This is a genomic window from Bradyrhizobium sp. (assembly GCF_030697065.1).
In the GTDB taxonomy this organism is placed as follows: Bacteria; Pseudomonadota; Alphaproteobacteria; order Rhizobiales; family Xanthobacteraceae; genus Bradyrhizobium.
Genome location: NZ_JAUYQU010000237.1, coordinates 1 through 13,218 on the forward strand (window position 1 = coordinate 1; position 13,218 = coordinate 13,218).

The following is a 13,218-nucleotide window of genomic DNA, read 5'->3' on the forward strand; positions in this document are numbered from 1 at the left end:
TGCCGGCTCGCAGCGCCATCATGACCGGATAGGCCAGCGCCACCGCGCATAGCGCGAAGTCATGGCTTTGGGCGATGTAGTTCTTGACGACAATCCCCGTTGCGGGAGCATGGAGTCCCTGCGAGAGATGAAGCTTGAGCGAAAGGTTCGGCACGTAGGCGACGAGCCAGGAACCGAGCATCAACAGGGTACAGGAGGCGAGGAAGGCCACGAAAACCCAGACGCCGCGTGGCGAGCGCTGGAAATGATAGAGCAGCAGCGGCAGCACCAGCAGTTTGGCGGTCGGGCTGACCGCATCGAGCCGGGCGCTCCATGATGCGTCCGACCACAGGGTTCCCAAGAGCGCCAGCGCAAACATCGCGATCGGCAGCGCCGAGATCGGCCGCAGCAGCGACCGCCACAAGGCGCGCGGCTCGACGGTCGGGATCAGCGCGACCAGCCAGAGCACCGCCGCGATCGCGACGCCGGTGGTCGACCACGGCAGCAGGATCGCGATCAGCACCGTCAGCAGATCGATATTGAAGATCCGCGCAGCCTGGTCGTGCCGCGCGGACCAGATCACCGAAAGCCAGGAGGCGCCGGGCTTTCGTCGTATGGCTCCAGTCATCCCTGCTCCCCTGCGCCACGCGACGGCACACCGATGTGCAGTTTACGCGGCCAGGGAGGTGCCCGCAAATTGGAGGGCGTCATTCAAGGAGGTCATTCCGCCGCCGAAATGCGGTCGAACCCGGTCGCCTGCCGTTCGAACAGGCCGCGATAGATTCCGCCCGGGCGATTGGCCAGCGCGGCATGGGTGCCCTGCTCGACGATCGCGCCGCGGTCGAACACCAGGATGCGGTCGAGGCCGCGTACCGTCGACAGCCGGTGCGCGATCACGATCGAGGTGCGGCCCTTCATCAGCCGTTCCATCGCCTGCTGGATCAGCGCCTCGGATTCGGAATCCAGGCTCGACGTCGCCTCGTCGAGAATCAGCACCGGCGCGTCGGCGAGAAAGGCGCGCGCCAGCGCCACCCGCTGCCGCTCGCCACCCGATAGCTTGACGCCACGCTCGCCGACCAGCGTGCCGTAGCCTTTGGGCAGCCGCAGGATGAACGCGTGGGCGTTGGCGAGCCGCGCCGCCTGCTCGATCGCCGCCATGCTGGCGCCAGGCCGGCCATAGGCGATGTTCTCGGCCAGCGTCCGGTGAAACAGGATCGGGTCCTGCTGCACGATGGCGATCTGGCTGCGCAGCGAGTGCTGCGTCGCCAGCGCGATATCCTGGCCATCGATCAGGATGCGTCCGCCGGAAACGTCGTAGAGCCGCTGTATCAGCTTGACGAACGTGGTCTTGCCGGAGCCGGAGCGGCCGACCAGCCCGACGCGTTCGCCGGCGCGGATGTCGACCGACAGGCCGTCATACAGCGGTTCGCGGTGGCCGCCGTAATGGAAGGTCACGTCGTCGAACGCGATGCGCCCGCCCTGGATGTCGATGGCTTTCGCATCCGCGGCGTCGGCGATGCCGATCGGCTCGTCATGGATGGCGACGAGTTCCTCCATGTCGTTGACCGAACGCTGCAGATTGTTGATGTGCATTCCGACATCGCGCAGATAGGCATGGATGATGTAGTAGCTGGTCAGCACATAGGTGACGTCACCCGGCGTCGCCCGGCCGGCGATCCACAGCAACAGCGCGCCGCCGATCACCGAGCCGCGCAGGCACAGCAGCACCGCGAGCTGCGCCGTCGAGGTATAGTTGTAGCGCAGCCAGGTCCGGCGCACGCGCCGGCGCCAGCGCGCGACGACGCGCGCCAGCCTGGAATCCTCGCGTGCCTCGGCGCCGAAGGATTTCACCACCGCGTTGCAGGTCAGGGCATCGGCCAGCGTGCCGCCGACCCTGGTGTCCCAGGCATTGGAGACGCGCGCGGCCGGCGCGATATAGCTGGTCGAGAACCAGACCGTCATCGACACATAGACCACCGCGCCGACCGCGATCACGGCGCCGAGCGAGGTCCAGTGCAGCCCGAGCAGGATCATCGATCCGACCAGGACGGCCAGCGACGGCAGCAGCGCCATCAGGATGGTGTCGTTCAACAGATCGAGCGCCCACATGCCGCGGGTGACCTTGCGCACGGTCGAGCCGGCAAAGCTGTTGGCGTGCCAGTCGGTCGAGAAGCGCTGCACCCGCATGAAGGCGTCGCGCGACACGTCGGACATGATCCTGAGCGTGAACGGCACGATCGCGTGCAGCCCGACCAGGCGCAGAATCATCGAAATCAGTCCGAGCGCGACGATCGCGGCAAAGGCGGTCCACGCCGCGCGCTGCGCGGCCGGATCGGCGGCGCCCCTGGTCAGGGCATCGACCAGATATCCGGAGAACAGCGGCATGAACAGGTCGGCGACGGTCGCGCCCAGCAGGCCGCCGGCCACGATCGTCGCCCGCACCGGCTGCGCGAGCCAGTGGCGGAACACGAACGGAATCACCACGCGGATGGCGGTGGGACGCGGTTTGGATCGTGCGGTCATGGCATCATCCGGCTGCGCTCGGCGCGGACCGGCTCCATTTTTGACGCGCGGCAGCATCGGACGATGCGCGCGCGTCGTTGAAAAAAAATCGATACGGACTGGGAAGTTAGCGGGACCGGGCAATCAGGCCCGGTCGATGCTGGCGGAGATGGCCCTCAATGGGCCGCGCGGGCATCCACAAAAGGCTTCGGACGCGAGGACGCGATCTGCGAATACATCGATTTCATGCAAATCTCCCCGGTTCGAGCCATGATGCGCCGCTTATAAATGCGTCGCGGAGTTTTGGCAACATGACGAGTGCGTGATCGCAATCGATGTCCCGGCTCCCGAAGCAGCCCCGCAGGCTTCTTCCGAGACACCAACAGGATCATGAGACCCGAACAGGACACCGCCGTCTACGACTCGACAACATGCAACCCGGAGGCGACAATCCCGCGCTCAACCCGCAGCCGGACCCGCGAGGCCTGCCCATGAGAAACGTAATGGCTTTGATCATCGTCGCCGCTGTCGCCGCGATGGCTGCGCCTGCGGCGCAGGCCGGTGAGCGCGGACCGGTCCTGGTTCCGGTCATTCCCCACGAATACGGCGTGGCTTCGCCCGGCAGGGTTGGCTGGTATCCGTACCGTTGCAGCGCCGGCCCCGCCCATAATTTCTATCATGGCGCTTTCTACCCTGAGGTCCCCGCGCTGCATGAGGGTTACGCCTACCGGTCCTATTATCGCTACACCGCCGACCGCAGGATCCCGAAAAAATATCTGTGCGCGGTCGTGGAGTAGGCAGCAGACCGTTCGACTTCAGCGACTGCGGACATTGCTGAAATCCGTTTGCTTGAGACCTTCGGCGACAGCGCGAGTTGCAGTGCACGCAGACAGGTTGCGGATGCGTCGTTGCGGATGCTTCGTTGACAGTCGCCGCGACGAGCAGGTAGCTTTCCCGACAGCAGGACGGATACTGAATTCCGCATGCCACGGGTTACCGAAGTCCGCCTCGAATGCGCGGACACGCGTCCCCAACAAACTGCTTTCAAGAAACAACCGCGCCAAAGGGAGTTGAAACGCCAAAGGGGAGGTTTGACGATGTCCGTCCATATCCGTGTTCCACGACGCGCAGTGCGCTTGGCCGCTGCCGCAGCAATGGCCGTTACCGCCGCAGGCGCCGCCCATGCCCAGCAGAAAACCGACGTCATCTTCAGCGCCGGTCCGACCGGCGGCAGTTGGACTCCGATGGCGGCGGCGGCGTCGCAGGTCGTCAACAAGCGATATCCCGAGTTGAACGTCCAGGTCGAGCCTGGCGCCGCCCTCGTCAACATGGAGAAGATCCGCAACGACAAGGCCGATCTCGGCTGGTCGATGACGACCGTGATGTCCGATGCGCAGAAGGGCGAAGGTCAGTTCGCCGGCAAGCAGACCGACAAGGGCCTGTTCGTCGCCAACTTCTACCCCAACGTCTGGCAGCTGGTGGTTCCCGCCAACAGCGACATCAAGAGCGTCAAGGATCTGAAGGGGCAACCGGTGGCGCTGCCGACACGCGGCAACACCAGCCTGGCGGCCGGGTGGGAGTATCTGCTCAAGGTCAACGGCATGACGCTGAACGATCTCGGCGCCAAGAGCTACGGACCGATCACGTCCAATGCCGAGGCGGTGAAGAACCGGCAGGCAATGGCGGTCGGATGGTTCACGGTCGTGCCGGCGTCGTTCATCATGGACCTCGGCTCGGCGATGCCGGTGCGGGTGCTCGGCGTCACCGACGAGGAGATCGCCGCGCTGCAAAAGCTCAATCCGGGCTTCGTGCCGTACACGCTCAAGGCAGGTCTTTACAAGGAACAGGGCGTCACCGAGGCGGTGCAGACCTTCCAGTCGCCCACCGTGCTGATCGCATCCTCCAAAACGTCGCCCGACGTGATCTACAAGATCACCAAGGCGATCATCGAAGGCCGCGAGGAGTTCGGCAGCGTCACCAGCATCATGAAGGGCGTGACGGGCGCCGACATGGCGCAAAACTTCGGCATGCCCCTCCACCCCGGCGCCGAGAAGTACTACCGCGAAGCGGGATTGCTCAAGAAGTAGAGCCGGCGCAGTGCGAAAGCTCGCCGGATACGCAGGCCTGGTCGTCGGCGTGGTAGCGGTCGTCATGTCCGTCTATCACGTCTATGCCCGGCTGACGGTCTACGCTGCCGATCAGCAGGCCCTGCTCTATATCACGCTGGCGTTCAGCCTGGTGCTGTCGTTCCTGCTGTGGCCTCGCCGCAAGGGCGCGAGCCCCGATCGCATTCCGTGGGGGGATCTCGCTCTGGCAGGTCTTTCGCTCGCCTGCATCGGCTACATGTTCGTGAACTACGACTACGTCGTGAACCGTTTCCCGACTGCCGACGCGCTGAGCCCGATGGACATGGCGGTGGGAATCACGGGCACCCTTCTGGTGCTGGAGGCGACGCGGCGCACGATCGGGGCGGCGCTGCCGATCGTGGCGATCGTATTCCTGGTCTACGGGTTCGCCGGCCCCTGGCTGTACGGCTGGACTTACCACAGGGGCCTCACGCTCGAACTCGCGGTCGACCAGACCTGGTTCACCACCGAGGGCATTTTCGGGGTGCCGATGTCGGTGGCCGCCACCTACGTCATTCTCTTCATCATCTTCGGCACCTTTCTCGAACGATCCGGAGCGGGCCAGTTCTTCATGAACTTCGCCAACGCGATCGCCGGCGGCGCGCGCGGCGGCCCCGGAAAGGTGGCCGTGGTCTCCTCCAGCCTGTTCGGCACCATCTCCGGCTCCGCGGTCGCCAACGTCATGGTCGACGGCTGGCTGACGATTCCGATGATGAAGAAAACCGGCTTCAAGCCCGAGGCGGCCGCCGCCATCGAGGCGGTGGCTTCCACCGGCGGCCAGATCATGCCGCCGATCATGGGCGCGGCCGCCTTCGTGATGGCCGAGTTCCAGGGCGTCAGCTACACCCAGGTGATGGTCGCCGCGGCGATCCCCGCATTCTTCTACTACGGCGCGCTGTTCGCCGCGATCCACTTCAACGCCGTGCGCTCCGGGCTCAAGGGCATTCCGCGCGAGGAACTGCCCATCCTCGGCTACATCATGGTGCGCCAGGGCCATCTGTTCCTGCCTGTCATCGTGCTGCTGACGCTGCTGCTGTACGGCTTCACGCCGACTTATGGCGCGATCATCGCCACGGCGGCGCTGGTCGGCATCTCGTGGCTGCGTCCTGCCACGGGGCTCGGCTGGCGCGCGTGCCTCGAAGGTCTTCGCGACGGCGCGCTGCATACCGTGCCGGTCGCGATGGCCTGCGCGTCCGCCGGAATCGTCATCGGCATCGTGCTGCAGACCGGACTGGCGCTGCGGTTTACGGCGTTTCTCATCGACTTCACCTATGGCTCGGTGCTGCCCGCACTGCTCATCACCATGGTCGCCGGCATCATCCTCGGCATGGGCATGCCGACCACTCCCGCCTACATCATGCAGGCGGCGCTGCTGGTGCCCGCGATCATCAAGCTCGGAGTCGACCCGATGGCAGCGCACATGTTCGCATTCTACTTCGCGTGCCTGTCGGCGGTGACGCCGCCGGTGGCACTGGCGGTGTATGCCGCCGCGTCGATCGCCGGAGCCGGGCTGTGGGGCTCGGGCGTCCAGGCGCTGAAGTTCGCCGCCGCCGGATTCATCGTGCCGTTCTTCTTCATCTACAACCCCGCGCTGCTGTTCCAGGGGCCATGGCCCGATATCCTCGGCGCGGTGGCGACCGGCACGGTCGGCGTGATCGCGCTGGCGGCCAGTCTCGAAGGCTACTTCCTGCGCCGAGCCACATGGTTCGAGCGCGGGTTGTTCCTTGCCGCCGCTTTGCTGCTGATCGATCCCAACGCCGTCACCGATGTCATCGGCATCGGCCTGCTCGTCGTCGTCCTGCTATTGCAGAAATTGTGGGTGCCGCAATCCACCCTGGCGCGGGAAGCGGGCGCATGACCCGCGCGCAATCCGCAGCGCTGACGCTGATCGCAGCCGCGCTCGTCATCGGCACCGTGCTCTACGGCGTGCTTCGCATGTATGCCGCCTGAGTTCGCTCGCGCCGGCAGCGCCGGGAGTTGCGGCGCAATAAGAGCCGCGGGCCGTGGAACCAATAATCGCTAAAAATGTTGCTCAACGGACATCACATCACCAAGACACCAGATCAGGGAAGAATGGGCATGCGTGTCGGAATCCTCGCATTGTCGGTCATGGCTATTCTCCTCGGCGCTCCCGTCGGCCAGGATGCCGCCATTGCCGGTCCAACGCTGACCCCCCGCGCCGTCACGGCTTCCGCCGATCCGGCCACGTTCACCGACGAGGCAACCCGGCAAACCGAGGCCCGGATCGGCCTCGACAAGCGAAAGCGTCGCGACGTGCAGCGCCGGCTCACCCGCCTCGGCTTCGACACCAAGGTCAACGGCAGGTTCGACGAAAAGACCCGCGCCGTCATCCTGCGCTGGCAGGCAACGCGCGACTATCCCGCGACCGGCTTCCTCAACGCGGCGCAGCATCAGGCGTTGTTGACCGAGTCCGCCTCGTCGGCGCAGGCCAGCGTCAGCGACAAGGCCAGCGAGGCCCGGCCGGCCCGTCGCCGCGGCAATGCCCGCCATCACCGCAACGCCGGCGGCCCGATCGCCGTGATCGGCGGCGTCGTGGGTGGCGTGGTCGGCGGCGTGTTCGGCCGGCGCTAACCGCATTCAGGCGCGCGAGTTGGCGTACGGACCGCGCCATCACCAGACTTCACACACTCGACACGCCGAATTGAACGATCGATCGTTCCGCACGGGTGCTTTTCCACGGCGATGACGTTCGCGTTGGCTCAAATGGCGCGAAAGCGGCCATTCTGGCACTCACGCGTTTCGATACTCGGCCTTATCCCACGGTCGCGGGCAATTACCGCAACAAGCCGTTTGGAGAAGGTTGAGAATTATGATGATCGATAATCAAAAGCTGGAGCAATTGCTCGGGACCGTCGTGAACGAACTCGGCGCGGCATCCAATGCCGCGCTGGTGATCATCGGCGACAAGCTCGGGCTGTTTCGCGCGCTGGCGACCGGCGACATGACGTCGGCCGCGCTTGCCGAAAAGACCGGCACGCATGAGCGCTATGTGCGCGAATGGCTGTCGTCGCAGGCGGCGTCGGGCTTCGTCAGCTATAACGCCGCGACCGGCACCTTCTCGATGAGCCCCGAGCAGGCGGCGGTATTCGCGGTCGAGGACAGCCCGGTGCACATGGCCGGTGGTTTCTATCCCCTGAGCGCGATCTATTGCGACGAGCCGCGGCTCACCGAAGCGTTCAAGACCGGCAAGGGCGTCGGCTGGGGCGAGTACTGCAACTGCCTGTTCTGCGGCGTCGCACGCTTTTTCCGGCCGGGCTACAAGGCGCACCTGGTCGCGGAATGGCTGCCGGCGCTCGACGGCGTGGTTGCCAAGCTCGAACGCGGCGCGCGGGTGGCGGACGTCGGTTGCGGCCATGGCGTATCCACCCTGCTGATGGCCGAGGCGTTTCCGAACTCGGAGTTCGTCGGCATCGACTTTCACGAAGCCTCGGTCACGCAGGCGAGGAGCCACGCCAACGGCCTGCGCAATGTGAGCTTCGAGACCGCGCGGGCGCAGGATTTCAAGGGCTCCGGCTACGACCTCGTCACCATTTTCGACGCGCTTCACGACATGGGCGACCCCGTCGGCGCGGTCGCTCATATCCGCGACAGCCTGAACGCCGACGGCACGCTGATGCTGGTGGAGCCGATGGCCGGTGACCGGCTGGAGGACAACCTCAATCCGGTCGGACGGATCTTCTATGCCTCGTCCACCAACATCTGCGTGCCGACATCGCTCAACCAGGACGTCGGCGCGGCGCTGGGCGCCCAGGCCGGCGAGAAGCGGTTGAGCGAGGTGATCCGGCAGGGAGGTTTCGGCCGGGTGCGAAAGGCCACGGCAACCCCGTTCAACATGGTTCTCGAAGCGCGCGTTTAACCCCAACACCCGGGGCCGGCTGGGGAGAGCCGGCCCCCTCATTGATGTTGATGCCATGATGATTCATTTTGTTCATTGCAATGCCGATACATTGCGCACCGGATCGCTGCTGTTCCTCGCTGGCCTGCGCGCCCGCTGGACGCGGATCCGCAACGCATTGTGGTCCCGGATAAACCGCCACTTTGCGCGCCGCCTGCGTCAGCGCACGGCGTATTTCCGCTTGCTCCATGGCCGGGCCGCAGGTCATCGAACAGGATCGGGGGCGCTAACCGAGCCCCTTGGTGGAGGAAGCGCGCGGTAAAGCCCCGGCCGGCGGTTCGGCCAGAGGACGGGGCAGCGATCTGCCGACAATTCGCAGCATCGCACTCGCGCGGCTGGCGCTGTACTCCAGCAGCCAGCGCCCGAACGCGGGCGGCGACAGCGCCGGGGCATAGAGGAAGCCCTGAATCACGTCGCATCCGAGCGCCGTCAGCCAGTCTCGCTGCCCGGCGGTCTCGATTCCTTCGGCGACGACGGTGAGTTGCAGGCTCTGGCCGACGCGCAGCACGGCGGTAACGATCGCCCGCGCGCCTGGGTCGCTCTCGACATCCCGCATGAAACTGCGGTCGATCTTCAACTCGCGAATCGGCAGATGCGCCAGCCGGCTGAGGCTCGAATAACCGGTGCCGAAATCGTCCAGTGACAGCCCGACTCCGAACTCGCGCAGCGCGTTCATCGTATCGATTGCCACCGAGCGCTCGTTCAGGAACAGGCTTTCGGTAATCTCCAGCACGAGGGCTGCCGGCGGCAGACCATGATCGGCGAGGACCCCGGCGACCACCGATGCCAGGTTCGGGTTCTGAAAGCTGATGGGCGACAGATTGACGGCCACGCAGGGAATATCCAGCCCTGCAAGGCGCCACTCCGACATTTGCCGGCAGGCCTCGCGCAGCGCCCACAGGCCGATCTGCTCGATCAATCCGCACTCTTCGGCCAGCGGAATGAACTTCGAAGGCGGGACCTCGCCGAGCACCGGGTCGTTCCAGCGCGCCAGCGCCTCCACGCCATGAATGGCGCCATCGCTGGTCCGGATCTGCGGCTGATAGTACAGCCTCAGCGCATCGCTTGCGATCGCGCCGCGCAGTGCCGCGCTGTGGGCCAGCCGCTGACTGGCGAGTTGGTCCATGTCGGCGCTGAAGAAGCGATAGGTGGAACGGCCGGCCCGCTTGGCCTTGTACATCGCCGCGTCGGCCTGCTGTATCAGCGTATCGATCTCGGTCGCGTTGTCGGGATAGATGCTGATGCCCATGCTGGCGGACATCGACACCTGCCTGTTGCCGATCCGCAGCGGCATAAGCAGAGCTTCGGTGATGCGCGACGCGACCCTCGAGGCTTCAGCCGCGTCACGGTTCGGCAGCACGATCACGAATTCGTCGCCGCCCAGACGCCCCAGCATGTCGCCCGGTTGAATCTGCGCGCGCAGGCGTTTGGCAAACTCGACCAGCAATTCATCGCCGGCCGAGTGTCCGAGGGTATCGTTGACGTCCTTGAAATTATCGACGTCGAGGAACGCCAGCGCAACGTGCTTTCCGGCGGAACAGGCCGCTATCGCCTCCGAGATCGAGTCGCGAAGGCGCGCTCGGTTCGGCAGGCCGGTCAACGCATCGTAATAGGCGAGCCGCGCAATCTGGGTCCGTGCTTCCTGGCGCTCGATCGCCAGCGCGCCGAGATGCACACAGGCATCGACAATGCGCTGATGCCAGCGGCTTGGCGCGCGACTTTCCCTGAAATAGAAGGCGAAGGTTCCGATCACGCGGCCGTCCCTGCCCTTGATCGGCGTCGACCAGCAGGCACGCAAGCCGGCTTCGATCGGCCGGGTCTTGAACAGGCGCCAGCGCGGATCGGTGTCGATATCCATTGCCAGCGTCGGCTCACCGCAAAATGCCGCCGATCCGCACGAGCCGACATCCGGACCTGTCGCGACGCCGTCCAGCCCCCGGAAATAGTCCTGGGGAAGGCTGGGACCGCCAAGCGGATGAAGCAGGCCGCCGGCGTCGATATGCAGCAGCGAGCAAACCACGTCGGGCGCGATTTCCTCGACCCGCCGGCAAAGCCGGTCGGCGATATCGGCAATGGGGACTTCATCGGCCAGCGCGCGCAGGATCAACTGTTGCAGCGACTTCAACTGCCTGGACTCGCCGATATCGCTCAGAAGAGCGAACATCTGCATGATCCGCCCGCGTCCGTCGCGGAACGCCTTGACGTTGGCCGATATCCAGATCTCGTCGCCATGCTTGTCATAGGCGAGAATTTCCTCCTCGCCGCCGCCTTCCTCGCCGATCCAGTGTCGCAACCGTGTCAGCGTCCTGCGATCGGTATGGCGGCCCACCATCAGTTCATTCGCCCGCCGCCCCAGCGCTTCCTCGAGCGAGTACCCGAACAGGGCCGTAAACGCGGCGTTGATATAGATGATCCGCAGTTCGTGATCGGTGACGACCACCGCGCGATTGGTCCTGTCGGCAACGGCATGGAGCAGCGCCGCCCTCTCCCGCCGTTCGATCTCCGTGGTGATGTCCCGGACGAATGCGACGGTGCGTGCCTGCCCCCCGATTTCGACGTACGACAGCGATAGCTCGGCATGAAGCCGGCTGCCGTCCTTGCGCGCGATCCTGATCTCGGAGCCGGGTGCCGCGATGGCGTGATCGCCGCTCACCCGAACCGGGCCCGGCGCCGCAATATCATGCTGCGCCAGTTCCCCGAGCCCCAGCCGGCTCACGGGACCACCAAGCACTTCCGCGCGATCCAGCCCCCAGATGCATTCGGCCGCCGCGTTGAAATAGCTCACCCGAAGATCGCCATCGACGATCACCACGGCATCGTTCGCCCGCTCGAGCGCGGCCAGCAGGAAATCCGGCGTTTCGGCCGAGCGGAAATCGCGTCTGCTCATCATTCAACCCTGCCGCTCTCTTGCAAACCGTCGACGCCCGAGCCCGGCGGGAGAGGCCATCTTGCCAAAAAGCGTAGGGGCCTTGAGTTGTTGAAATGGTTGTTCGATCCGGTTCCGCCAGGCGGAAGGAAATCATGCTTAAGGATCCGTTACCGGCACACCACCAGGTGAACCCAAGGTGACCTCGGACGCCTCCGCGTTGATGCCTGACACGTCTTGGCTGCGCGCAGCGGTCCCGACGACAATTGCGGGACGCACTTCCGCAATGCCTATTTCTCCTTGCGTGCGGCCATCCGTGCATCGGCGATCGCCTGTTTGAAGCCGGCGGCATCCAGCACCCCGGGCACCCTGAACGTGCCGATGATGAACGCGGGCGTCCCCTGAAAGCCGAATGCCTCGGCTTGCTCATTGTTACGGACCAGCAAGGCCTCTATTTCCGGCTTGCGGGTTTCCATGTCGCTGGTCGCGCGGTCGACATCGACACCGGCCTCTGCAAGCAGTTTTTGAACGACGCTTTCGCTCAGTTTAGTGCTGGCTCCGATCAGGGCCGCGTGCGCCTCGTGATATTTTTTCTGGTATTTGGCCGCGAGAACCATCTTTGCTGCATATTGCGAGACTCCGCCAAAGATCGGCCAGTCCTTCATCACGATGCGCAGCTTGGGGTCCTCCCCGGCGAGCTTGACCAGCACGGGGGCAACTTTCTTGCAGTAGGGACACTGATAGTCGAAATATTCGACGATGGTGATGTCACCCCCGGGATTTCCGAACGAAGGAACATCCGGGTCACGGAGCACGCTTTCCCGGAAGGCGTCGGCGCTCTCGCCCTGTACCCCCGGCACAAAGCTGATGACCGCTCCAAGCGACAGCATCAGTGCGGCAACGTAGACGATGATGGATTTCTTCATGGTGTGACCTGTTTCTGTTGGAGGCTGTCCGAGGCTGCCGTGGCCTGGTTGAATGCTGCCGATACGGCCGAGGTCGAGAGAATTTCCGGAAGGGCGATGCCGCCGGGAGCCGAGGGGCCGAACACGATGTTGAACGGGATGCCGAAGCGCCCGTGCTCACGCATGAAGCCCGCGATTTCGTCGTCCGGCCTGGTCCAGTCGGCCCGCATCGGCACGACATCCGCAGAGAGCCTTCCCGCAACCTCCTGCCTGTCGATGACGAGAGCCTTGTTGATCTTGCAGGTGATGCACCAATCAGCCGTGACGTCGACGAACACGGTGCGCCCGGCGCCCACCAACGTTCGCAGTTCGCTACCGGAGAACGTTCGCCAGGCTATCCGGGACCGGTCCTGCGTTTGCGACCACGGAGCAAAAGCCGCAAGCGCGGCGACGATGATCGCGATCGTCGCAGTCGCCACCGCCACTCTTCCGGCAACGATTCCCTTCGACAGAGCGAAGATGATGAAACCCAGGGCCAAGGCAGCCGCCAGAGCGACCGCGGGCAATGGCCCGGACACTTCGCTAAGCACCAGCAACAACCAGCCCGCCGTCGCCAACAGCGCCACGCCAAAGAATCGTTTGACATGGACGAGCCAGGGCCCGGGCCGCGGGATAGCGCTGGCCAGCGCGGGAAAGGCCGCCACGACCAGGTAAGGCGACGCCATGCCGACGCCGAGCGCTGCAAAAATCGCGAATATCTCGGCGGTCCCCTGCGACAGCGCGAAACCCACGGCGGTCCCGACCAGCGGCGCCGAGCAGGGAGTTGCGAGCAGCGTCGCCACGAAGCCGCCTAGAAAATGCGATGTGACCGACGTGCCGCCCGCGAGGCCACTCGCCCGGGTGAGTAAGCCCGAGGATACCGCG

General features: G+C 65.0%; 9 protein-coding genes and 1 pseudogene. 5 read left to right on the forward strand and 5 right to left on the reverse strand.

Annotated elements, in window-relative coordinates:
* Nucleotides 1-607: pseudogene (locus tag Q8R73_RS18745) on the reverse strand (ligase); the annotation flags it as partial.
* A gap of 92 nt (nt 608-699) precedes the next feature.
* Nucleotides 700-2,502 (reverse strand): ABC transporter ATP-binding protein, encoded by a 1,803-nt coding sequence (locus tag Q8R73_RS18750; protein ID WP_305721043.1) that lies wholly within the window; start codon nt 2,500-2,502, stop codon nt 700-702.
* Between the two features lie 482 nt (nt 2,503-2,984).
* Between Q8R73_RS18750 and Q8R73_RS18755 the strand changes: the two genes are divergently transcribed.
* The 5 genes from Q8R73_RS18755 (at nt 2,985) to Q8R73_RS18775 (ending at nt 8,484) form a co-directional block, all read left to right on the forward strand.
* Nucleotides 2,985-3,278, forward strand: a complete 294-nt coding sequence (locus Q8R73_RS18755; protein ID WP_305721044.1) for a hypothetical protein — start codon at nt 2,985-2,987, stop codon at nt 3,276-3,278.
* 339 nt (nt 3,279-3,617) lie between these two features.
* Nucleotides 3,618-4,568, forward strand: a complete 951-nt coding sequence (locus Q8R73_RS18760; protein ID WP_305721045.1) for a TAXI family TRAP transporter solute-binding subunit — start codon at nt 3,618-3,620, stop codon at nt 4,566-4,568.
* Nucleotides 4,569-4,578: 10 nt separating this feature from the next.
* Nucleotides 4,579-6,465: a TRAP transporter permease gene (locus Q8R73_RS18765; protein ID WP_305721046.1), complete on the forward strand. Its 1,887-nt coding sequence runs from the start codon at nt 4,579-4,581 to the stop codon at nt 6,463-6,465.
* A 221-nt stretch (nt 6,466-6,686) separates the two neighbouring features.
* Nucleotides 6,687-7,199, forward strand: a complete 513-nt coding sequence (locus tag Q8R73_RS18770) for a peptidoglycan-binding domain-containing protein (RefSeq protein WP_305721047.1) — start codon at nt 6,687-6,689, stop codon at nt 7,197-7,199.
* A gap of 238 nt (nt 7,200-7,437) precedes the next feature.
* Entirely contained in the window at nt 7,438-8,484 is a 1,047-nt protein-coding gene (locus Q8R73_RS18775) for a trans-aconitate 2-methyltransferase (protein ID WP_305721048.1), read from the forward strand.
* A 265-nt stretch (nt 8,485-8,749) separates the two neighbouring features.
* Here the strand turns inward: Q8R73_RS18775 and Q8R73_RS18780 are convergent, their stop codons facing one another.
* The 3 genes from Q8R73_RS18780 to Q8R73_RS18790 form a co-directional block, all read right to left on the reverse strand.
* Nucleotides 8,750-11,410 (reverse strand): EAL domain-containing protein, encoded by a 2,661-nt coding sequence (locus Q8R73_RS18780; protein WP_305721051.1) that lies wholly within the window; start codon nt 11,408-11,410, stop codon nt 8,750-8,752.
* 269 nt (nt 11,411-11,679) lie between these two features.
* Nucleotides 11,680-12,315: a DsbA family protein gene (locus tag Q8R73_RS18785; RefSeq protein ID WP_305721049.1), complete on the reverse strand. Its 636-nt coding sequence runs from the start codon at nt 12,313-12,315 to the stop codon at nt 11,680-11,682.
* On the reverse strand, nt 12,312-13,218 hold a 907-nt coding region (locus Q8R73_RS18790; RefSeq protein WP_305721050.1), incomplete at its 5' end, for a protein-disulfide reductase DsbD. The genes Q8R73_RS18790 and Q8R73_RS18785, both read right to left, overlap by 4 nt.